The sequence below is a fragment of the Duganella sp. Leaf126 genome (genome assembly GCF_001423125.1).
In the GTDB taxonomy this organism is placed as follows: domain Bacteria; phylum Pseudomonadota; class Gammaproteobacteria; order Burkholderiales; family Burkholderiaceae_D; genus Rugamonas.
The window spans coordinates 52,136-75,124 of the sequence record NZ_LMNW01000006.1 but is presented as its reverse complement, the minus strand read 5'-3'; the positions used below and the strand labels follow the sequence as shown (position 1 = coordinate 75,124).

General features: G+C 56.6%; 20 protein-coding genes. 6 read left to right on the top strand and 14 right to left on the bottom strand.

Annotated elements, in window-relative coordinates:
• The first annotated feature begins 405 nt into the window (after window positions 1-405).
• The 6 genes from ASF61_RS23175 to ASF61_RS06995 all read left to right on the top strand — a co-directional run bounded on the left by ASF61_RS23175 (window position 406) and on the right by ASF61_RS06995 (window position 8,043).
• A complete protein-coding gene (locus ASF61_RS23175) occupies window positions 406-639 on the top strand; it encodes a hypothetical protein (RefSeq protein WP_156369485.1) in 234 nt (77 codons plus the stop codon).
• Window positions 640-861: 222 nt separating this feature from the next.
• Entirely contained in the window at window positions 862-2,088 is a 1,227-nt protein-coding gene (locus tag ASF61_RS07005; protein ID WP_056153100.1) for a hypothetical protein, read from the top strand.
• A gap of 556 nt (window positions 2,089-2,644) precedes the next feature.
• Window positions 2,645-3,859, top strand: a complete 1,215-nt coding sequence (locus ASF61_RS22635; protein WP_082491275.1) for a hypothetical protein — start codon at window positions 2,645-2,647, stop codon at window positions 3,857-3,859.
• Window positions 3,856-4,308: a three component ABC system middle component gene (locus tag ASF61_RS22630; protein ID WP_082491273.1), complete on the top strand. Its 453-nt coding sequence runs from the start codon at window positions 3,856-3,858 to the stop codon at window positions 4,306-4,308. The genes ASF61_RS22635 and ASF61_RS22630 overlap by 4 nt, the downstream gene beginning before the upstream one ends.
• Window positions 4,305-6,134, top strand: a complete 1,830-nt coding sequence (locus ASF61_RS07000) for a DUF3732 domain-containing protein (RefSeq protein WP_056153097.1) — start codon at window positions 4,305-4,307, stop codon at window positions 6,132-6,134. The genes ASF61_RS22630 and ASF61_RS07000 overlap by 4 nt, the downstream gene beginning before the upstream one ends.
• Window positions 6,135-6,732: 598 nt before the next feature.
• Window positions 6,733-8,043 carry a hypothetical protein gene (locus ASF61_RS06995; protein WP_156369484.1) on the top strand — a complete coding sequence of 437 codons (1,311 nt, stop codon included), beginning with the start codon at window positions 6,733-6,735 and terminating at the stop codon, window positions 8,041-8,043.
• Between the two features lie 639 nt (window positions 8,044-8,682).
• Here the strand turns inward: ASF61_RS06995 and ASF61_RS06990 are convergent.
• The 14 genes from ASF61_RS06990 to traV are packed head-to-tail and all read right to left on the bottom strand — an operon-like array spanning window position 8,683 to window position 22,989.
• Window positions 8,683-11,562 carry a conjugal transfer protein TraG N-terminal domain-containing protein gene (locus tag ASF61_RS06990; RefSeq protein WP_056153091.1) on the bottom strand — a complete coding sequence of 960 codons (2,880 nt, stop codon included), beginning with the start codon at window positions 11,560-11,562 and terminating at the stop codon, window positions 8,683-8,685.
• Window positions 11,563-11,573: 11 nt separating this feature from the next.
• The gene (locus ASF61_RS06985; RefSeq protein ID WP_056153088.1) at window positions 11,574-12,971 is read right to left on the bottom strand and encodes a conjugal transfer protein TraH; all 1,398 of its coding nucleotides are present in this window, start codon (window positions 12,969-12,971) and stop codon (window positions 11,574-11,576) included.
• Between the two features lie 2 nt (window positions 12,972-12,973).
• Complete coding sequence (gene traF / locus ASF61_RS06980) at window positions 12,974-13,750, bottom strand: conjugal transfer protein TraF (protein WP_162241977.1); 777 nt, start codon at window positions 13,748-13,750, stop codon at window positions 12,974-12,976.
• Window positions 13,751-13,758: 8 nt separating this feature from the next.
• Window positions 13,759-14,127, bottom strand: a complete 369-nt coding sequence (locus ASF61_RS06975; protein ID WP_056153082.1) for a hypothetical protein — start codon at window positions 14,125-14,127, stop codon at window positions 13,759-13,761.
• Between the two features lie 39 nt (window positions 14,128-14,166).
• On the bottom strand, window positions 14,167-15,246 hold the full coding sequence (gene traN / locus ASF61_RS06970; RefSeq protein ID WP_056153079.1) for a conjugal transfer protein TraN: 1,080 nt from the start codon (window positions 15,244-15,246) through the stop codon (window positions 14,167-14,169).
• Between the two features lie 9 nt (window positions 15,247-15,255).
• Window positions 15,256-16,239, bottom strand: a complete 984-nt coding sequence (locus ASF61_RS06965) for a hypothetical protein (RefSeq protein ID WP_156369483.1) — start codon at window positions 16,237-16,239, stop codon at window positions 15,256-15,258.
• Window positions 16,236-16,937 (bottom strand): type-F conjugative transfer system pilin assembly protein TrbC, encoded by a 702-nt coding sequence (trbC, locus tag ASF61_RS06960; RefSeq protein ID WP_082491271.1) that lies wholly within the window; start codon window positions 16,935-16,937, stop codon window positions 16,236-16,238. Before trbC ends, ASF61_RS06965 begins: the two co-directional genes overlap by 4 nt.
• Before the next feature lie 39 nt (window positions 16,938-16,976).
• Entirely contained in the window at window positions 16,977-18,008 is a 1,032-nt protein-coding gene (gene traU / locus ASF61_RS06955; protein ID WP_056153069.1) for a conjugal transfer pilus assembly protein TraU, read from the bottom strand.
• Entirely contained in the window at window positions 17,992-18,627 is a 636-nt protein-coding gene (traW, locus tag ASF61_RS06950; RefSeq protein WP_229205745.1) for a type-F conjugative transfer system protein TraW, read from the bottom strand. Before traW ends, traU begins: the two co-directional genes overlap by 17 nt.
• A complete protein-coding gene (locus ASF61_RS06945; RefSeq protein ID WP_082491269.1) occupies window positions 18,614-19,132 on the bottom strand; it encodes a S26 family signal peptidase in 519 nt (172 codons plus the stop codon). Before ASF61_RS06945 ends, traW begins: the two co-directional genes overlap by 14 nt.
• Before the next feature lie 10 nt (window positions 19,133-19,142).
• Window positions 19,143-19,382: a hypothetical protein gene (locus ASF61_RS06940; RefSeq protein ID WP_056153060.1), complete on the bottom strand. Its 240-nt coding sequence runs from the start codon at window positions 19,380-19,382 to the stop codon at window positions 19,143-19,145.
• Window positions 19,383-19,389: 7 nt separating this feature from the next.
• On the bottom strand, window positions 19,390-19,779 hold the full coding sequence (locus ASF61_RS06935; RefSeq protein ID WP_056153057.1) for a TrbI F-type domain-containing protein: 390 nt from the start codon (window positions 19,777-19,779) through the stop codon (window positions 19,390-19,392).
• Entirely contained in the window at window positions 19,776-22,376 is a 2,601-nt protein-coding gene (gene traC / locus ASF61_RS06930; protein ID WP_082491267.1) for a type IV secretion system protein TraC, read from the bottom strand. The genes ASF61_RS06935 and traC overlap by 4 nt, the downstream gene beginning before the upstream one ends.
• A gap of 1 nt (window position 22,377) precedes the next feature.
• Window positions 22,378-22,989 (bottom strand): type IV conjugative transfer system lipoprotein TraV, encoded by a 612-nt coding sequence (gene traV, locus ASF61_RS06925; RefSeq protein ID WP_056153050.1) that lies wholly within the window; start codon window positions 22,987-22,989, stop codon window positions 22,378-22,380.

Here is a 22,989-nt window from a genome sequence, read left to right as displayed (position 1 = left end):
CACTCTTTGCTGTGAACAGTCCGTTGGACAGCTTGTCCAGGGCCACTCAACGTAGGAAGGCGAGGTGAGTATGAGGTGCTTAGTCCGGTGGGTTGCGCTAGTCTTGTTGGCCTGCCTGGGTAGTACGGCGGTCCGTGCTGAGACGGCTGATAGTCCGGTTGCTGATGGACGCGAGCGCGTCTGCGCCATGGGAATGGCTGTTCAAAATGAACAGGGTTTCGCGGCGGCGCTTGCCCAGTGCAAGCGCGGCGATATTCTCGACATAGGCTGGGCGAAGAGCGCAGTCGCGATGCAGGTTTGTGATTTCGGAAAATCCATTGTTTATCATCCCGCGACTGGTGCGGTCATCGCTTGCGTGTACACAGGTTACAGGCGCTCTGTGATAAAAAAGCCTGAGGGGGCGCCATGAACAACAAAATGACAAGGGGACAGGCTGAGGCTGCTGCCGCTGCTTTACTTGCTGCCGAGCCGCGTTTTCAGGACGCTTGGCTCGGCCGGACGGCAGCGTTGATAAAACATCGTCGACTCTACGTTTTGATTGCGAATTCTGTGGCAATCCCCAGGGTGGTCGAGCCTGTTGATTTTCTTAATCCAGGGCATGCGTATTGGGATGGTCCCCGGAATACATCTTTCGACTGATTAATTTCTGAAAAAATTTTACTTTGCTATGGTCGGTAGTTGATCGCCGATGTGGCCTTGACCATGGTTAGCATAAAGGAAACTGGATATTTTCCCAATGCCGGGCGTGGCAGTCATGACTTGAGCCTCCGCTCACTGGCCTCTGCCTGCTGCTGATCGACGAGGCTCAGAAAATGGACCCGAAGTTAGTAATTTTTACGGTCCGCTGCTAACATCTCGTTCATGACAACCTACAAATGGCAATTCGCCCCTCGCTTCCGCCGCAACGCCTTCGGTTGGAAATCAGACACTCCTATCCAGCGCATCAAGGAGGCTCTCGCTGAAATCAAGGCAATCACAAAAAAAGATCCCGTGCTGGCAGCCGATGGGGCCGTACTGTTCCTGGAAAAGCTGGCGCCAGCCATTGAGCAGGTCGACAGTTCTTCCGGCGGTATCGGTAGCGCCGTCAACCGCGCCATCGAGACGCTCGTGCCCATCATATCCAAGGCAGACGTGGCGCGCGCAGTTCGAGAGAAGTGGCTGGACCGGTTGTTCGAGGCGCTCCAAGAAGATGACATGCCGTACCTCGAGTACCTCGGCGACTTCTGGGGCGAATTGTGCGCGACACCGGAGATTGCAGCAAAATGGGCTGACTATCTGTCGCCGACATTGACGACAATGTGGGACCATTGCGCGCGGACTGGTGAATACGGCTATTCCAAAGGGACGATTCCGTGCCTGAGCGCGCTATATGCTGCTGGCCGTCACGACGAGCTGCTTTCATTAGTAGCGAAGTCGGAATATCGACACAAGTCCTGGCACTACAGGGTGTGGGGCGCGAAGGCCCTGGCGGCCCAAGGTAAGCGCGCCGAAGCTATTCGGTACGCTGAAGAATCAAAGGGATTGAACGTTCCCCTGGCCTCGATTGCGCAGTTCTGTGAGGGCGTTCTTCTGGCTTCGGGATTCGCCGACGAGGCATATACACGCTACGCCCTTGAAGCTACGTACGCGACGACTAATGTGGCGACATTCAAGGCCATCGTCAAGAAATACCCAGACAAGCCCAAGGAGACTATTTTGCGCGATCTGGTTGCGCGTCAGCCAGGCCAAGAAGGAAAGTGGTTTGCTGCAGCTAAGGATGCGGGCCTCTTCGACTTGGCCATAGAGCTGGCGAACCGCAGCCCAGCGGACCCCAAAACACTTATACGCGCGGCGAGGGATTTTGCCGACGAACGCCCGACTTTCGCTGTCGCGGCCGGAATGACCGGACTGCACTATCTGGCCGCCGGATATGGTTATGACATTACGAGTGTTGATGTGCAGGACGGATACGCCGCGGTCATGAAAGCGGCAATGGCGGCGGACATTCCGGAGGCCAAGATGAAGACGGCCCTGCGCTCATTGATTGAAATGAACAAGGTCAACGGGGATTTTGTTGGCCGCGTGCTGGCGCACAACTTGATGGAATAGGTGCCGCTAGAAACGGCCCATTCGCCATGCCCCTCCGATGATGCTCAAGATGCCTGAGCACCAATGTGCAACGACTCCAAACTCCATATATGAATTGATGAAGAGGAACTAATGCAGGAAATTGCGATAAACGGCATTCCATTGCACATGTAATGTTCCCAGTTGTAGTGCACTCGGGGGGGGCAGTTTTCGGTCGGCGCCGACACAGACGGAACTGGACACCTAGATACAGCAAAATTTGATGAGAATTCGTTTAAATTTCCCATGAGCAATGCTCTATCCTACTGGGCATCCGCCGAGTTCGAGTTGTCGTATCTTGAGACACGTTTTGATGTCGAAGTTTTGCAATTGCAAATTTGATACTTTAATGCGCTAAATTGAGGTACCGGACTCCCGCAGGCGGCCTGAAGTAGGCGATAACCACAGGTGGTATTGTGTGAGTTTTCCTAGCGGAAAAATTTGCTATAGTTATCAGCTATTGGTTACAAATGCTACACCGCGCATGCGCACACCCGTCGTTGGTGGGCCAGGAACTCTAAAAGTCGATTGAGACGGCATGAATTATTCTGAAAAAATAGCAGCGGACAAAACCTCTCTTGGGTTTGAGTTTCAAGACTTAGTCTACATCGAAAGACTGATCGAGCTTAGGCCGGGACAAACATTAGGGCTGGAGCTGCACGACGACATCCACGTGGAAACTGCCGCAGACGATGGGTCAATAGAAGATCTTCTACTCATTCAGGTCAAGCACTCAGTTCACCCGGGCAACATCACAGATCGGGACATTGATTTGTGGAAGACCATCCATAATTGGCTTAAGCTCGTACCGGGGCTACCGTCTTCCAGTAAGCTGACCTTCCAGCTTTACACCAACAAGAGTCTCAACAATCAAGCCTTAGTTAGCCTACTAAAAGCCCCACGTCAGAACGTCCAACCTATCGTCGATCACATAAGAAAAACGGATCAGGAAATCTCCGCAGCTGAGGCTATAAAGAAACCTAATGAGTCCCCGAATCCGATTGCAAAATATGTGAAATCAGTTTCTCAGGCAAGTGATGAGCAGCTCAAATACCTATTTGACCGATTTGAGTTTCACTCTGATAGCTCTTCCATTATCTCTAGAATATCTTCATCCCTGCGACAACTTGCGATCCCGCAATCGCAGTTGGATGATACGAGAAAGCACGTGATCGGCGCATTCAAAGAGTCGAAGTTCTCAAAAATAATCAAAGGAGAAAAAGTCGTCATCACTTTTGACGATTTTCGTACAAAAATGGGTTTTGAAAGAATCGTCATATCGGCACGGTCCGAACCCGCCGACTTTGATCGATTCGTGGACATCTATTATAGCTATCAGCGCCCCGATTCAATATCTTTTAGCAACAGCAAATTCCACGATCAGCTCAAAGATATTGGTGTAAGTGATGATGAAATTGTTGACCGCGGAGTTGAAATGATGCTAGCAGAAGAATTTATGGAATCACTCCGGGAGCTTGGTTCGTTCAGTGCGAGCGATAATTTGAGATTAGAAAATAAGGCGGTTTCCGATTGGCAACGAGTGCACAGCAAATCGCATAGAAGTACAAAAGTAGAGGATACGACAGCACATAAGAAAGCATCTATTGACTGTTACGACGAAACAATGGGATCTTCCTTAAAAGCTGGCGATGTAGAACTTCCGAGAATTTTGAGTTGTGGTAAATACACTAAACTCTCTAATCTTCCTCGCATCGGCTGGCGTAAGAACTGGCAAAATACATTTAAAAAATGAATCGTTTATATCAAAATGAATTGATCGGCACGATTGCTATCCAAAGCGCACTTGATAACTCAATAGGAAATAGCCTTTCATTGGCCAAAGTTATGCTGGTACTGCCCTTACTTTTCGATAAGGCAGTACGATCTGTTTTAAAGAGGAAAAACAGCGTCGTGCTAGGGAGTAAAGATCTCTTGATTTCCAATCCAGTAGCATTTGTCACGATACGTGCACGTTACGAGGATCTGACAATCACTTCGTTAAACGCAATAATTCTTGCGCAAGAGATGGGCCTCGTGACGCTTGTGGGAAACTGCTTGGTTCTCAAAAAGAAGATATTCTTCCCTAATAACCTAGAAATTGGAAAAAATGCATTAGATATCTTGGCGTCAGGTCCCAAGGTGGGTCTGATACTTAGCGAAGATGCTGCAGATCTCTATCAAACATTCAGGATTGAGTTGTGAGTAAAATTCAAATTTCAAATATTATCCTTTGGCAAAAAAATGGAGTAACACGGACTCTTGATTTTTTGCACAATCGCGTGAATGTCGTTACAGGAGATTCTGGAAAGGGAAAGTCATCAATTCTTTATATTATCGACTATTGCTTATTGGCAAGTGAGACTACCGGAATTTCTAAGACGAATATAGATTCCAAGGTGGACTGGTATGGGATTAAAATTTCAGTCGATGGGAAAGAGCTTGTGATAGCACGCCCTTCAGAGATTAATGGCGCGACGGACCGCGCTTACTTCAACGAGAACGGTATTATCCCGTCTTCTCCGGAGTTAAACGTTCGAATCGATAATCTCAAAAAGGTTCTTAGCGCCGCGTTTGGAATCGATACCGAATTGAAGGTTCCATATGGCGGAAAATATATACAGACGGGATCAAAAGTTTCCTTTAGGAATTTCCTAGCTTACTGCTACCAAGATCAAAATACCATCGTTGCGCCTGATTATCTCTATATCCGCCCAACTGATGGGCGATATCAGGAAGCCATCGAACGAACGTTCCGTATGGCCGTGGGAGCAGAGAATGTAGACACTGCGCTTTCACGGAATCGCCTCACCGAACTAGAACGAAAAAAAGCTCTCGAGGCAAGAAAAATTGAATCATACGTAAAATCTACGAATGCTTTCGCGGAGGAGGTAGAAGCGCTGTCAAACGAGGCGTATTCCCTTGGGGTCATCGAACGTATTCCTGAAACGTATCAAGATAAGATTGCAGTGCTTCGCGAACTAGTTAACGCACCGGCAATTCCGAACGCTTACCAACGGGAGGTTGAGCGTATCGAGAAACAAATCTTCAGTCTTGCAGCTAAAAATCGTCAACTGATGGCGTTTATAGACAACAAGGCGATTTATACTGGTGCACTAAAAGAAACCGAAGACTCGCTCAAACCTGTTAACGCATTTAACTCTCAGGCCGAAGATTTATTTCCTTCGCCGTTAGCCAACACGGTGATTGCGCGCTTGCACCGCGAGCTCTCTGATATAAAAGCTGCGCTTCGTAATCGCAATAGTTTCCCTTTCCTAGATGAAGTCAAAGATGTCCATGCGCAAAATGAAAAGAAAATTCAAGAATTACGAGAGGAACTGTCTATAGTTAACATAAAGCAGCCTATTCGAGATAATCCCAATGATTATCACCGTTATCTGGGGCGCGTAGAGGCGAAGCTCGAAATTTACCGTCACGATGATGGGGCGCAAGCTCAACCAGTTCAAGATGACCTGGACGAATCAATTGCTGATCTGCAACGTATCGTCGGTCAAAATGAAGAAAAAAGCGATTTAGCAAAACAAGAGTTGAATCGTTTGATCAATAAGCGTCTCGTCAAACTCCCTCTCAAAGGCTACAATAATTTTTCAGCATTCTTAAGCGAAAGAGAGAAACTGATACATCTACATTCCCCTGATTTTGCAACGGTAGAAAAGATGCGAGATGTTGGAAGCGCGTCAAATTATCTATACCTCCACGTTTCCTATTTTCTGGCAATACACGAGATAGCCAAGACAAGGCTAATTCCGTGGGTTCCGTCCTTTTTGGTGCTCGATCAAGTCAGCACTCCATACTTCTCGACCGATGGCAAGCCCAACGACGATATTAGAAGCTTGGATAAGGTTTTGACAGAATTAAACCAGTTCGTTATCGACATGGAAAAACATGGCGGGTTCCAGATCATCTTGCTGGAGCACATCGGCCAGGAGCACTGGACATCATTGAAGCTAGACCGGTTCCACCTCGTCGACCAGGAGCTCCGCGAAGGCTATGGCCTCATCCTTGATTGAGACTTCGGCGATTTATCGTACCTGCGAAAGCACGACATTAGGCTATAGATCAACAAATATCATGAGGGGTGCCGATTCTCACGTAGCTATTGTGCCAACTGAATGGCTGCTCTTGGGAAGAAGTGCTTGCCTCCTCTGGAAAGTGTTACCGCAGTCCAGGCTAACCGCTGCTATGGAATTTTATTCAGTCCAGACCTAGACTAAAAATAAATTCAAATTTTGGTATGGAAATTATTGATGGCTTGTCCAAGTCCGGAGTCTGTGTTGAAGCATGGAGTAAGGCCGCCACAAGATATTAACCACAGTGCTATAGATATCTTTATCTGTAAATAAAAGTCGGAACAAAGTAAAGGCTATTATTTTTCTGGCGCTATGAACGCTGACCTAAAAGATTGGGAAGGCGCTAAGAGACTTTGTCGAATTCTGATGTCGAAGATGGTTTCACCCTGTGTCTTGAAGCTCGTAAATTGCCATGCATCTGTGAAGCATTAGAAACCAGAATGACAATCAGCGAATTAGCTCGGAGTTAAGTTATAAACTGAAATGACTGTTATTGCTTGATGCTTTGGATAACGAGAAATATAAATTTAGGACTTTGATGAGTAATTTAGAAGATGTTTTTGGGGTAAGTGGTAAGCAGGTTGGAAGTTATGTCGAGCGTGAGGAGGTAGATGATCACTTCATCGATGCACTTCGTACGGATAAGCAAATTATTGTGTATGGTGCATCTAAGCAAGGTAAGACAGCTCTAGTGAAGAAGTATATTAATTACGAAGAAAATATCGTAATCAGTTTGTCGCCGCGTAGCACTCTGAAAGATATTTATCAATCTATCTTAAGGAAGTCTGGTGTTTCCCTTAAGATATCGTATACAGAAGGCACAGGGGACGTCTCCAAAGTAAAGAGCAAGGCGTCGATCCAAGGTGCAGTTGCTTTGATCATGAAAGCTAAGGTTGAAATCGGGCTTGATAAAGAATCGAACTCGAAGACTGATGAGAAGTACGACGAGATCCAGTTCAATCTAGAATTGCCCGATGATGTTGCCGACATAGTCAATCGATTGGGGCAAAAAAAGGTTATAATTCTTGAAAATTTTCACTACCTGCCTGAAGACCTGCAGCGCGCTTTCTCTTTTGATCTTCGTACATTCCAAGATCTAAAGGTTAGATTTGTAATTCTTGGAATTTGGAAGGAAGCAAACCGGCTGGCACAATTTAACGGTGAACTACAGGATCGAATTGTTGAAGTTCCGGTTGAGCCATGGCTTGATTCTGACTTTAGGCGTATTATCAACAATGGATCTTCATTGTTAAACATTATGTTCACAGAGCAAGTTATTAATGAATGTATCGTAAATTCCTTTGAAAGCGTTGGCGTATTCCAAGAGCTATTGAAATCGACCTGCCAAGAGTGTGACGTTCTTAAGAAATCATCTCATCAGGTAATTATTGATAATATGGGCGCTGTCAAGACTGCAATCTTGAAGAAAACTGCAGAGTATTCGGGGCGGCACCTCAGGAGTCTGGAGGCAATTGCTTCTGGTAATGGAGCTGTTATTCAAAAAGACTGCCCCCTGCCATACTTCCTTCAATATTACATTGTGATGTACATCCTTGATATTGGACTGGAAGGCTTCAACGGCGGAGTCAGTCGTGAGTCGCTCCTTCATGCAATTAAAGAAAAGCATCACCGCAAAGACGATCTTAAAGGCGCGCAGCTTACGGCTGTCCTCAAGGGGCTTACAGAACTCCAGTCAGGCAAAGGCATTAGCCCTCCGGTCATCGCTTACGATTCGAATTCGCGCCAACTAAAGGTAGTAGATTCGACGTTTTACTTCTTCTTAAAGAACGCTCACCTGCAAGAAATCAAAGACGAAATCGTATGCCCTATGGACGTAGCTGAAAAATAATCCATCGTATTGTTATAGTGCACATGGCGCATTGTGCGCAGCGTGGAAGAAGTTCTTTCTTCCTGTATGACGTATTGTCGTACTCGGGGCTGCGTGCTGCCGGTGAGTGTCAAGGTAATTGTCGCATACGTCCTGTTTTAGATGTGTCGATTCTGTCCTTTCCTCAACAGGTTATGCGGCGCGGCGTTGGTCAAGCCTGGACGGCGGATTAAGCCAAACCTCATCAGCCACCTGCCGTCCGCGTGGTAGTCGTTTCCAACGCAACGGATGGCGCTCGCGCGCCTGCGCATAGCCCTCCCGCCGCTGCCGCAGAACGGCGTCCGCAACGCCGCTGTGGCGCTGTTCTGGCGTCACGAACGCTTCGGCAGCGAACCATTCTGACTTCTCTCGATGGCAGTGCGAACACTCCAACGTCGCGCTGCCAAAACTGAGCAAAATGGCGCGATCACCGACCATCGATCTACGTGAAAATCGGACCATCAAGTCGCGTGATCACACTCATCACGTCGGCCGTACCCTCCAAGGCTGCGCCGGTCTGGCCAACCCAGGCCAGCAGCATTGCCGGCGACACCGGCAAACGACAGGTAGGCTTTTCGCGATACCTTATTTCATGTACGAAAATAATTTGCCAACCAAGTTTCAGGGTTCTGTCTTTTTTTTATCCGACTTGGGGAAAAGATTTCGATGGATTTTATCTTGATGTTCCGCAGCACTTCCGATCGAAGGGGCGCTGCTCGGCCCCTTCAGTCCCGGTATCTGAGCATCACGCCGAAGCTCCGCAGCAGCCCTGTTTCTCCCTTCGGTCACCGCCGGCTCGATATCTTTTTGCTGATGGTTGAACTCCTCAAGGCTTCGATCAACGGCAGCATTCACCTTTTCCTCAACCTCATTTTCTATCGTCTCTTGTTTGTATCCTTGTGCGCCTGCCGCCCCTTGGTTCCTGCGATGCGCGCCAGCCGTGCCATCAGTGACCTTGCCCTGGTGGCGCTGATGTTCAGCCTCCAGCGACTTCCCGGACAGGGTAGGGGAGCGTTGCTGCACGTCCTCAAGTTTGGTTGATACCTGCGATGGCGTTGGCATCGCATCAAAGCTGGTTTCCGCCAGATAAGTCGCGGCCAGACGCGCCGCACGGTCTGGATCGGTCTGGTAGAGCATGTTGAAGGCGTCGAGTTTTCCGTCCTGGTGCAACCGGTCTGCCAGGTAGCCGGTGTAGTCCATTGACGAATGCAGCCATTGTTCCTGTACCGTGCTTGCTTGATGAGAAAGACTGAACGCTTGCGAATGCGCCGCCTCGGCATTGCGAGTGTGTTGGGTGGCCTTGGTCAGCGCTGCTTCCTCACCCTGTACCGATTCCGTGCGGTTCTGCTTACCCCATTGGTACGCTTCGGACGTGCGGAACTCCGACGAGAGTGCCTGGTCGGTGGAGATATTTTTGCTGTGGAGCTGATCTTTTGCGTAGCTGACAGCAGCTTCGAAGTTCTTGTTTTTTACTGCGTCGTCCATCTTCTGAGAACTGACACTCGTCTCGGCACTGGTCGATCCCTTAACCGAGAACGGTAAAATTGTTGGAGAACCTATTGATGCCTCCACCGAAACCTTGCCGCCAGTGGCGAGCGTGCCAATGAGGCGCTGTCCGACTGAACTGTTCGCCGAAAGGCCAAGCCTTTCATTAACGTTTTCAGCGATCTGCTGGAGCTCAGATATTGCCTGACCGCTGCGGGTGCCGTGGGAGGCGTCGTTGGTGTTACTCGCGCCATGCTGGTCCGTGTATGCCTTGACGATGCCCATGCGCTCCACCAGGGCGGCGGTGCGCATCTGCGAAGCTGCTGTGGTTTCGCGCAGTGCCGTCTCTTCGCGCTGGCTTGCTTCGCTGTTCAAGGCGTTGCCGATTTTCTGGCCAAAGTTCGCACTCAACCCGAGCGTGCTCTGGTTCCCCTGGAAGCGGAAGGTACCATCGCTGCCGAAAATAGATGTACCGGCAGCCGAGCTCACGCGGCTGAAGCCTGACGCCATCGTCGGCGCCGTGTCGTAATGGTTGGCGTTGACGTTGTTGCGAGCGACCGTATCGAGAGAGACGTTGCCCTGGCTGATATTGCCGGCGGCAACGCTAGCTGCGGCACCGTCGACCGCCGCCTTCGACGGGCTCATGATGGCGCTGAACAAGGCGGACCCGCCAACATCGCCGCTCTTGACCAGGGCGTACGCGATCGCCGGGAGGCAGAGCGTCAGATAGCCGGCGATCGCGGAATCGGACAGGCCGCGTTGGCTCATCTGGCCTATGTTGACCAGGTTGACCGCAGCACTGGCTGTCGTCGATTCAGCGATGCCGACAAGCGTGACGCGGGATGCGCTGGTCATGGCGAAATTCAGGATGGCATACAGCGGTGGAATCAGCTGGACCCAAACCAAGGACATCACGTAGGCCTTGAATAATTTTCCCGCGTGCTCGCCAGCGACGATCAGCAGCAGTATTACGATGGGAAAGACCGCGTAGCAAATCAGTTCGATGACATTGCGGATCGCCGGCGCCGCGCGCTCGGCAACCCTGGCCATCGTCAGGTAGTTGGTGTTGGCGGTTACTTCGGCTTGTGCCTGGGCAGCGCCGATTATGGCGGCGCTTGGCGCGTCCAGATTCTGTGCTGAAATCAGCTGCGAATCGCGCACGGCGTTCAGTGTCATGTTCTGGCGCAGCATGTCGGTCGATGACTTGGCGATGTTCGTCAGGCGCGTGTAGGCGCTGGTAATTTGCGAACTCAGTGCGGCGCCGGCCGCAACATTGTCGATAATGTCCGAATTGAGCGCGCGGCCGCGCGCCTGCATGGTCTGCGTGATTTCGTTGCCCCAGCGGGTGTTCAGGTCATTGTAGGCGGCGGCGCAAACCATGCTTCCGGTCGGCGACGTCGATATCCTCGTGCTATGGGTGTTGGAGGTTTCGGACATCGCGGCCCAGGCATCGTCCGCCCGCGTGAAGAGGTCTTGCGGTATGCGGCCGTTGATGATGTCGTAATAGGTACAGCTGTTGATGAAGGTGACCAGGTCATCGCGGAACGACGCATTGATCGGCACCGTCTGCAAGGAATCGACCAATATCGTGTTGCCAAACATGATGCCGTGTTTCTGAAATTGCAGGTCGTCGGGCAGTGCGAAGACAGCCTCGAACGTGCGCGTGAGCGTATCGCCGACGTGCGAGGTGACGGATGCGAAGAACGCCAGCCCGATCGGCACGTTCGAGCGCACAGTGGGCGGTGCGCTGCCGGTGCGGTCGATCAGCACCACGTCGGCTTTGGGTACAAGCAGCAGCGAGTGTATCAGCACCACCAGCATGAGCCAGCGGAAGAATTCGACCGGGTCTTGCGTCTTGCCGGTTGCCAGGCCCGCAACAAAGACCAGGAAGGCGAGCATGGATACCGACCGGAAGACGTCGAGGTAATCACCGCTGGCAGTGATGGCGGCAACGCCATCCATCAGCGTGGCCAACTGGTCGACGTTAAAATAGGCGTAGACTTCAAAACTTGCCATGGCATGCCTCGCTATCTTGCACCGGTTGCAAAGCGCAGATTGCCTGCCAGGCTGGCCGGCAGATTTGCCATCAGGTTGCGTTCCATGTAGATCACTTCTTCCGCGATCTTGTTGACCGATTCAACTTTTGAATAGGCCAGGCGCACCTCTTCGCGCGCGTCTCCGCGCAGCCGGTCCACGTTGGCGGACATGGTTTTCATGTCATCGATGGCGAGGGCAGGCGCACCGGCCGAGGCTTGCGAATAGGCTTGCTTGATCTGGTGGGTAGCCTGCACGATGTACTGGTACGCATATTCCGCAGCAATCAGGTCGGCGTACTTGCCTATCCAGATTACATCGAGGCCGACATTGGGTAGCGACGTCGATACGGCCAGCGCCTTGTACACCGGCAGGCCGGTGATGTTGATGAAGGAAATCTCGTCCGGGGTCAGGGCGACGTTGGCTTTGAACTTCTCGGCAATCGCGATCAGCTTGCTTTCAACCTTTTGCGCAAACGGCGAGACCACAAGCTCGTCATCCGACAATACCAGGCATCCTTCCGGCGTCGTGCTGTCGACGCAGCCGTAGATGGGCAGCTTTCCATTTTCATTGCCGCGTATGAATTGATGAATCGTGATTGCTTTCGGTTCCTTGTAGAGTGGGGCTACGTCTGCCGACTCTGTGGGCGAGATGATGGTTGTACCAGACAGCGCCATCAGGATCTTACGGTCATCATTGTCCAGGCCCGAAAGGCGGGATAGTGCTCGCCAGGCTATGTTGCCGGGTTGAACCTGGACTCTGGTGGCTGGATCGGAAACTGCCGAGATTGCTTCGTTGACCTTGCCATTATCGCCTTGCACCTCCGCACGTGCTTCGCTGTGGTCGGAGAAAAGCCCCGTAATTGGCGCCGTCACCTTGGCGAAGTACTGAGCCGAACGCTGCCAGTCGCCGCTCGCGCCACGCGCCAGTGCTTCGCCGGCTTCGCAGGAATTGATGTTGGTACCGTTGAGATCCTGCGCGGTTTGCTGGAGCTCGGTGAGGGTCTTGTTGATTTGTGGGCTGATCGAATCGAGCGCCAGCTTGAAGGCGTAGGAGACTGCGCTCGAGCCGATATTCTTCATCATGCTGACCAGTTGCGCTTTTGAGATGAACGAGAATGAACCCGCATACAGGTCGATACCGCCGCATCCCATTTTCAGGCTGGGTAGTTGGGCTGCCACGGGGTTGTAGTTGCGCTGCGGTACACGCATGAAGAGATTCCCGCCGGTGACCATGTTCATGCCCTGGGCGCGATAGGCACCAGGGCCGGTGACATTTCCAAAGGCTCCCATGTCGTCGAACAGTTGCTGCATGCCGTTGTCGCCAGCGCTTGCTGCCTGGGTGAGCAGTGCTGCCGCCACGGCGCAGGCGGCAATTTTTTTCCTAATCATGATCAGTACTCCTGGCCTGGTTGAGTTGAGGTGAGCACATAGATACGTTCGGCCAGCTCCTGCAGCGACAGCACGCCATATCCGATCGGCTGGATGCTGCCAGTGCGCTTGTCAGCCAAGAACACGGCCGGCACGGTGGTCACACGCAGGTTTTCGGCAGAGCCGTTGTCGAGTCTGGCGTTGGGAAACTCGGGCAGCGTGCCGCCGTCGAGCGATACCGGGAAGATCTCCATGCCGGAGCTGCGCTGGTACATGCGCAGGATGGGGGCCAACTGGTGGCAGTAAGGGCAGTTGCTTCTGAAGTAGAAGAACAGGCCGTGGGTTTGCGCCAGTTGTGCGGAGACGGCAGCGCGTTTGCTATCGCGCTCCACGTCATACGTGTTGATCGCCATGGCGTTGGTGGGCCGGCTGCGCAGGCTGTAATCGAGTTCTGGCGTGGTCCAGACCGTACGGCGGAACACGTCGGAAAAGCGGCTGGCCCGGTCCATCGCATACTGTTGCAGGAACAGGTATTCCTTTACCGCTGCCGGGCTTTGCTGTTCCACGGCGATGTCCAGCAGGCGCTCGATCTCCTTGCCAAGCTGCTTGTTGGTCATGTGCTCGTAACGCTTGGTGGGTGCCGCTTTCGGATCGTCCTGCGGTTCCTCTTTCGCTGGTTTCGGCGGCGCATACCAGAGGAAGCCGCGGTCAGGATCAGTCCAGGTCGAGCCGCGCCAGTAGGCCGCGGGTTCATGGTCCGCGCTGGCGACGCCGGCGGCGATCAGCAGCATTGTCATCATGAGTAGCTTCATTTGCGTCTCCGTGCGGTGTTGGCAGGCGGATGGCCGTCGGCGCAGACGCTCATCTGCGTCGACCAGGTGTAGGGCGCTGGCTGCGTGGTACCGGGTGGCAGCGCATCGTACTGGGTAAAGTCCAGTTGCAGCCGGGCGCAATTGGCTTGGTCGAACAGGTAGATTCGCTGCACGGACAGGTGCAGCGTGCCGGTGGCGTTGAGACGGCGCCGCGATTCTTCGGCAAGCGGTCCGCCGATGGTGGCCTTTGCGTGGCCATCGGCGATCGCTTGCCGCACCACGTGGGGCGCTTCCTGCTGCGGCTCATCCCCGGCGCCGGCAGCAGCCGACACGGCCGCCAGCAGTGCTATCAATCGGCGCTTCATCGCATCCTCCTTTTTACTTTTGCTGTTACTTTTTCTTCTTTATTTGCCGAAGTAGGAATCAACCTTCTCAGCAGCACGGGCGCTGATATCGTCTTCGTTAGGCGCCGTGGGAACGACGTCGGCATAAAATTCGCTGAAATCGACGGTGGACAGGTCCATGGCCTGGAACTGTGCGATGGTGATCCCCTGGCACGACGGCGCTTCCGGCGTGCCCCAACCGAGGCCTGGCTGCTGTGTCCTTGCCCCCTCGTTGATCAGCCTGGATATTTTGCTGTTGAAGCAGCAGTAGGTCTCTTTGCGCTGCACGCAGATGCGGGCCAGGCCCAGGCTGATTTTTCTGGAGCAGTAATCGCCCACGTGGTGGCACAGGCGGTTGTTGCGCTTCAGGGCCACCATCACGTCTTCGCGGTCGCAGGCCAGCATCTGCTGCACCACCATGACCGAGATGGTGAGCGCCAGTGCCACGGGGTCAAAGCCCAGTACCAGCGTGGACTTCATTGTTCCCCCAGCGAGGATGTCGAACGCATAGGCGCTGCCGCCGGCAATGGCCAGGTTGGTCAGGCCGCTGGCGGGCTTTGTGGCGCCTTTGCAGCAGTTTTTCAGCGCGCTTTTCGCGCAGCGGCTGTCGTGGCCCTTGAATACCTGGAACGTTGCTTCATGGACGTACACGCCGGCCTCGCGCGCCACCTCCATCCCGGCGACAGCTTTGGCGAAGTCAGGATCGGGCACGGCGCCGGTGTCGAAGCAGTGGCCCTCGATGCAAAACTGCTGGGAACCGCAATCAACGCCGGTGCTGCTGCTTGCTGGCTGCGTCTTGCACGCATATTCGCGCTGCTCGCTAATGCATTGGAATGCGCCGCCCACTGTCACGCCTTCCGCGCAGACCGAGCGCGTCAAGTCGCAGCCTTTGGCGGCGATGGCGCCGCACGTGTTGGACACGCCTTCTTCGATGCAGGCGTACTGGATCGTGTTGCGCCAGCATGGTCGGGTCACTTCCATGCCATCGATGTCCACCGTGGCCGGCCCCGACGAGCAGGTCTGGCTCACGATGCCGCATTGCCTGGCTGCGGCGGCGTCGAACGACAGCAACAGGGCGGCGAGGATCAGTAAGCGTCGCATCGTGGTTCCTCATTGGGTAACGGCCTGGCCGTTGCTCAGGGCCGTACACGCGCTGTCATCCCAGCGGTCCTCGAAGACCGGGACGCTGGCCTTGGCGATAAAGCGCCCGGCTGGCGTAAAGCAGTTGTCGGCTGCGTGCGGCGCATCCGCGCACGCCTGCACCGGCGGGCGCGGTGGATCTGATCTCGCTGGCGTCGGCGGCGCCGTGCAGGCGGAGGCATCAAACCCATGCCGCACCTCGTTGCCTGCGCAATCGCGGTGCCAGATGGTGACTTCGACCCCGACGCCATGGCCGAAGTCGGCGCATGAGCCGTTCTCGGTACGGTAGGTGCTCGTGATGGGCAGCGCCATGCGGTCTCCGCGCACCTGGCCTGGCGCGCAGCGGCCGTAGCGAAGTTCGGCGCCGGCCTGATTGGTGTAGGGCTGCCAGCTGTACGTGACCGACAACGTCGCGCTGCATTGCGTTTCGGTCACGACGCGGTCGATGTCGCAGCGTTCCGTTTCGATGCGCTCTGGCGTAATGTTTGTTTTTTCAGTGCAGGCAGTGTAGTTCCCGCTCAGCCCCGACATACCTGCGGTATGGGCTTGCGGCGCGTTGCGCACCTGGTTGCCATGAACGATCAGCGGGTCGTTCTGCTTGTCGATGGTGTAGGACGGGCGTTCGCCGGGATTACGTACGACGTAGTTGACGGTATCGCACTCGGCGTTCTTGTAGCCGTCGCTCCCCGGCACGTAGGCGGCGCACGCGGTCACCTTGTCGCGGCCAGGTGCAGCAAGGTCGGTGCCGTACAGGCCCGTCAGGTCGCTGGTCGTGGCGCTATCCTGGCCGGGCACCTGCGTCAGCGCGTTCGGCTCGATGCTGTTCTTGATGCCGGCATTGGCGGGTTTATAGGCCTTGCCCTCGGCGAAGGCCTGCTCCTGCGTGCTCTGTGCCTGTGCAGGGTGTAACCCGGCGCACAGGGCCAACGCCAGTAGTGGGCTTGCGCGATTCATGGCGTGCCTCGCACCTGTTTGAGCCTTTGCTCCGCCAGCCTGGCGAAGCGCGGATTGGCTTGCCTGGCAAGATGCTCGAGCGCGTAGTCGAGCGTCACATCGCCGGACACGCGCACAAAAGTCCCTTGGGCGTCGCAGTCTTTGCCGCAGGTCTGGCCTCGCGCTGTCGGCGTGGCCAGCACGAAGGTCGGTACCTGGTCGACGTTAAAGCGGCGAAACAGCGTCGGATCGATCTGGAACTGGGCGCCCGGGTGTTGACGGATCACCGCGGCCGTCATCTCTGCCGTTTTTGTCAGCGATCCGTCCACCACGCCGCGCAGCACCAGCGTCGCGCCCGCTTTGCCTGCCTGCGCCGCCAGCCTGTCGAGGGAGGCTGGCGGCATCGACAGCGAGACCAGCACAAACAGCGCAGCTTGCGGTTGCTGTGCGGCACCGTAGCGCTTGGCGATGTCGCTGGGGTCTGGCGCCGGCAGCGGGGCAGGGAGTGGGCCCACAGCGCCCACGTCGGGTACGGCCTGGCGAAGCTGGCGCGATTGCCGGTCAGCCTTCTCGATGGTGCTTGCCGAGCGCGCGGCCTGCTTGATTGCCTCACGCGCGATGACGTCGTCGTTTGGCAGCTGCTGCGCCATGACCGTCGTCGCGGCGGCAGTTATCAGCACCATCCCGAGGGCGCAGCCGGTTCGTTTTATGGATCGCATGGTGCTCACTCCTTCCAATACAGGCCGCAGTCCAGACTGCTATTTGACCCAACCGTAGATGCGCTCGCAGCAGTTGCGCTTGCGGTACATCATGTAGGCAAAATCCTCGCCCTTGATCGGGTACTCCTTGCCGGCGCTCCACAGGTGCGTGGTGCGACCCAGTGGCTGGCAGCAGCGGCCATCGATGCCCTTGCCTTGGGAGCCCGGGTACAGCATCGAATACTTGTAGATGCGCTTGTCCAGCACCGGCGCCGGGTACATGCCGCACCAGCCCGGGATGCCGTTGCCGGCAAAGGCGAGAAATTCCCGGTGCAGCTTCATCGCGTAGCGTTGCAGGATCAGGGAAGACGCCTGCACGCCGCCGACGTGCGACTGCACGTGGCCATTGAGCGGATACATTGAGCCCTGGCAACCGCCGCACCATTGCAGCGCCGCGAGTGGAAAGCCCACCGTGGCGGCGATACAGTCGGCGGCGCACGCCGCTTGCGCCGCCGGGTTGGCGAACAGGAACACGTCGGGATTGAGTATCACCGCCAGCTCGTCGTCGTTCCAGGCGGGATCGAGTTCGGTCACATAGGCCAGATCGAAGCCGCCCTGTTCCAGGCAACTGGTCTCGGACAACACCTCGAGCCAGTACAGGACCGGGTTGACGTACCAGTGCGCCTGGTAAATCGAGGTGTTCGACGCGCGCCGGCTATAGTTACCTTGAGAGACGGCCGGCATGGGCGCGGAAAAGCTGTCGCCCATCGTGGCGCCGCCCAGCGACGTGAAGCACCAAGGCGTGCGCGTGACATCGACCTGGCGCGCGGGTTCCCAGAAGCCGATGCTGATGCCGATCTTGCCGAACGGCGGCGGACCACACGCACATATCGGGGAACCGACGTTTTCAATATCTTCCTGTCCCATTTGCAGGATGGGCGCGCTGCCGATGGTGATCGGGAAAACACACGACCAGCAGATATCGGTGATCGGGTTCATGAATTTGCCGCTGCAGGCGGCGCTGGCTGGTTGCCACGCCATGCACCACCACAGTACGATGGCCGTGAGCACAAATTTAGAGAGCGATTTCATCGATTCTCAACCTTTTTCCATCCTGTACCACGATGGCCGGCACATGCCGTATGCCCAGCTTGCGGATCAGGGCGCTTTGTTGATCGAAATAGACTGGCGTCTGCCATTGCTTCATCAGCTCGAAGTAGCTGCCGCCAACCAGGATCGGCTTGGCCAGGCCAGCGCGCCCGTCCAGGTAGCGCTTGGCGAACGCCACCTGGTTTTTGTCGCGCGCGTCAAAAAACACCAGCGGGCGGCTCAATCCCACGCGCTCGAGCGGGTTGATGGTGGTGCCGGCCAAAACGAGTATCCGGCCGCTGTCATCGGTGACGTTTTCCTCGACCACGAAGGTCGGGTCGTAATACACGGTGCGCGACTTGCTTGCCCTTGTGACGGAGCGCAGCGGTTCCGGGTTGTGCAGCTTGTGGCTGATTTTTTCGGCTTGCTGCTGCTGGTGGCGCAGCGCTTCGCCGCTGGCCACCTTGGCGGCCACGCGCTGCTCGATCCACGCCAGCATGTCCGGCTCGCGCACCGGATAGGTCGGGCCGATCTTGCCGTAGTCCGTGGCTCTTGCAGGCGCCAGGGCGGCGACGGCCACGATCAGCATCAGCGCTGAGCGGAAAGAATTAAAAGATTGCATATGCAGTCCCCACGATGCGTGACGTTGCAATGAGCCCGGTGACCCGGTAGCGGCTATCGAGGCTGTCCGGATGGCTGGCGGCGGCGTAGACATACCCCGCCGGAATCACGCCCGGCGCGATCGGCGCCAAAGGCACGCCGCGCCGGCTGACAGGCTTGGCGTAGCCGGCGAGTTTGCCGTCGATGTACACCGAGCGCTGCGTGACCGTCACGCACTGGCCGGGCAGGCCGGCCACCCGCTTGACGAACAGCCAGTCGCGCCGGTAGAACTGGTCGCGCTGCCACTCGAACGCCACGTACTGGCCCACGCGCGTTGGCTGCGTGCCCAGCACCACCAGGTACATCGATTCGGGCAGGCTGTTCGACATGTTCAGCGCCAGGCGGTAATGGCAGAAGGCCCAGCCAAACATTGCGGATGCCAGGCCGTATAGCCACCAGCGGCGCCGCGCATGGCGCGCCAGCACCAGCAAGGTAAAACGGATTCGGGGATACGCCGGGATCGTCATGTTCCTCTCCTCAGTCGCTGTTGGCTGGCATGTCGAAAAACGATGGACCGTTCACGGCCTCGCGCAGCTCGAACCAGTAACCGAAATCGTCGTCGTGGGCAGTACCGGTGGCGTCGCCTTGCTGGAGCCGTGCCAGCACGATCTCCAGCAACTCGATCAAGTCCGTTTTGCTGCTATGCCGGGTACCCTGAACCTTGACGGTGATCTGCTGCAGCGGGTAGGCATGGCCCACCCCGTCGTCGTGTGCCATGGCATCCTCACTTCCTGCCCAGCCGGACCATGAGCGCCGGCGTCAGGTCTTCCAGTTCGCCAGCGACGACCGCTTCGCGCATCAGCAGCACGCAATCGCATTCGGCGCTCAGGGCGCGTACCTCGCGGTCCAGCTGTTGGCCAAAGTCGCGGGTCCGTGCCAGCGCACTGGTTCTCGCAGCCGGGTCGGCGCCCTTGTCGGCCAGCAGAGCCACCGTGTGCTGCTGGTTGGCGCGCACCACAGCAGCCAGGTCGACCACGGCGAACTTGCCGGGGCCCGAGCGTTCGTGCAAGGGCGGCGACAGGGCCAGCGCCAATGCGACCAGCGCTGCTGCTGTGGCGCACACGCTGGCGGCGATCCACGGATTGATTGGCACCACCTCACGTGACGCATTCATGACGCGCTCCCGCCGCGCTGCGCGCGTTCCTGCAGCACCGCGTTGATGGCCTCTGTCACGCCCAGGCCCGCGTCGCGATGTCGCTGGATATCTTTCCAGTCGGTGGGGTCGGTGCTGTAGGCCAGCAAGGTGAAAGGATCGACGATCAGGCGGCCGATGCCGGTGCCCATCGGGCAGCTGATGTAGATTTCCGAGTACAGGCCCTGTTCGGTCTTCAGCGACATCACGACGCGCTTGGTGGCCTCGTCGAGTTTGAGCTTGCCGCCGCGGTCGAGCTGCTCGATCGATTCCTTTTTTTGCTTGAGCAGGAACAGCCAGTCCGAGTTTTCCAGCGCGGCCTGCGATGCCGGATTCTTGTAGTAGTCCATCACCGACTGGGTCAGGGTGCCGAAGGCGCCGCCGTACTTGCGGGCGCGCCGGTAGCCCACTTCGATGAACTTGCCGGAGTTGGCGCCGTCCATCAGGTCCCAGGCTTCGTCGATGATGCAGATTTTTTTGCGGTCGCGCCGTTCGTGGTACATCGCCTGCGTGATCCGAAACATCATGATGAACAGGATCACGCTTTGCAGGTCCTTCTTGGAGTTGAGCTCTTCGAGTTCCAGCACCACCAGCTGCTTGCTGAAGTCGACATTGCTCTTGCCGGTAAAGTAGCGGCCATACATGCCTTCGCGCGTGTACGGGAACAGCTGGTCGCCGAGCCTGCGCGCATCGCGGTCCTTGCTGCTTTTGAGTGCCTGGGCGATGTCGCTCACCTCCATCGCATTGCCCTTGAGGCCCCACTGGTCGATGATGGCGATTTCGATCAGCGAGCGGTCGTGGTCTGTGAGCGTGCCGGAAGGCGACGCCATTTGCGCCACCAGCGGCTTGATCATCTCCATGTCTTCGATGATGTCGACGATGTTATCGAACGGGTTGACGCAGATGGTCAATTCGGCCTGCTTGGCGAATTCGATAAATTCGCCGTTGTAGCGGCGGCAGATTTTTTCGTAGCTGCGGCCCACGTCGATGATGAATACCTTGGCGCCCACACCGAGGTACGACGTCGCCATCTCGTTGCCGAACATCGACTTGCCTGAGCCGGAGGACGCGGCGCAGGCAAGATTGGAGTTCCCGCCCCGGTTGTCGAACAGGTCGATCGACATCAACTGGCCGCGGCGCCCGATCAGGTTGAACACCGGTGTGCTGGTGCCTTTCCACTCGGCGATCAAAGGCGCCAGGTTGATCGCGTTCATGCTGGTCTTGCGGCAGCTCAGTCCCTTGCGCTTGTAGAATTTCTGCATGGTGGGCGTGTACCCGAGCGGCAGCGAGGTCAGGATGCCTGGCACCTGCATGTACTGCATCGCCACCAGGTTGAAGCCGCGTGCGCGCCAGATCGAACGCGCGGCCGTTTCCGCCGCCTCGATCTCGCCCGGCGGCGCCATCAGCAGTACCTGGTGGTACATGTCCACTTCGCCCATGCCGGCCGCATAGGAACGGTTCACGGTGTCCCAGTCGCGCTTCTTGTCCTGGAACTCCGGCAGAAAGCGCGCCATGGGTGAACTGGCATTGGTGGTGGCGCGCGCACCCTTGATCTGGGCGACATTCTTGTGGTCGGCCTGTTCCAGTACCTGGATGCCCATCGTGATAACGAACGGGCAAGGGTAGCCGAGCTGGCCCAGGTAATAGTCGCCGATCAGGTTGCCCATGGCCCAGAGCGGAAAGTCCTTCGGGTAGCCGGTCACGCTGTACAGGCGGCTGTGCACTTCGCTGGCCTCGCCCGGCAGGCCGTAGCGCAGCGATTTGCCGTCGTCGGTCGGCACGCAGACCGTGTCCTGGTCGACGATCTGGTGGCGTATCAGGCGCCCCGGATCGTAGGACTTCTTGTAGTGGGCCGAGCGGGTCAGCAGCTTGTTCGGGTTGGTCAGCTCATAGCACCAGTTGATCAGGTCATTCGGCGTCCAGTTCCAGCAATCGAAGCTGGCCGCCTTCAGGGTGGCATGGACGCCGTCGCGCATGCGCACCAGTTCTTCGATCACCGTGACGTCGCGCGGGTCGCAGTGGCGCGCGATCGACAGCACCAGCCGGAAATCGCGTACCAGCATCGGGATGTGCGGAATCAGGCGCCGGGCGGTGCCGCGCATGTAGTAGTCGATGCGGTGGCGCGCCATGGCACGGAAGATGTCCGCGCTGCGCCGTTCCCCTTCATCGGGCGGTGCCGATTCGCCATTGTCGCGCAGCAGCGCGTACAGCTTCATGCGGTCAATGATGCGCGATCCGCCGTACAGGCTGACCTGCATGAAGGTGCCGCCTGGCGCCGAGGCGATGATGGGCGCGAGCACGTTGATCATCTCTTCGGTGGCGCCGGTCTGCGGTGTCAGTTCGATCACCATGCCAAGCGCTTCGCTGCGTCCTTTCGGATCGCGCTCTCCGGTGTCGAGCACGAACAGGCCGTCCACCTCGTCGTAGGCGCAGTGCGGTAGGAGGGCGCGAAAGCTCTCCGTATTGGTAATCTCGCGCATGGCGCGTAGCGGTGACGGCTGATACGGCTCTTGCTCTCCCCTGGACAGTACGTCCACCATGGGCGCGAGCAGGCTTTTTATTCCTGTGTGCAGCTTCATGTCAGTCTCCCGGATCGCCTGGAACAACGGCTGCGTCGCGCGCTGATTGCTGCGCACTGGCGTCGTCGCGCACGTTGGCCAGCTGGCCGGCTGCCGTTCCCCTTGCTGTGCCGCTTACTGGAGAGCCTGCACCGATTGCTGGCGTGCGCGCAGCGCCCAGCGGCTGCAGGCGCCGCATGGTTCTCTGCACGGTGGCGGCGCGGCTATGCTCCACCTGCCACTGCCCGGGGTCGATCATCACGTAGAGGTAGGACTGGTCGTGCAGGGTATCGTCCTCGTCGCGCCACGGCGCGATCCAGACACGCAGCATGCGCGGCTGGCTGCGGATCGGCATGCCGGCGGCGAGGACGGGCAATGCCGAGGTGCCCGGGCGCACGGGTGCACCATCCGTCGCAGCGGCCGGCTCCGGCGCCTTCGCAGCAGCGCGCGCCGAAGACTGCAGGGCCGGCAGATTGTTCTGCTGGGCGTTGGCATAAACGCCGCTGACCGATGTGCACGAAACACCGTCGGGCGCCTTACACGCGAACTTCTCGTTTCCGGTCAGGCCTGTCATGGACAGGCATCCCGGTAGCAGCGCGATTGCCAGCAATGGCCAGATGAGGTTTGAATTCAT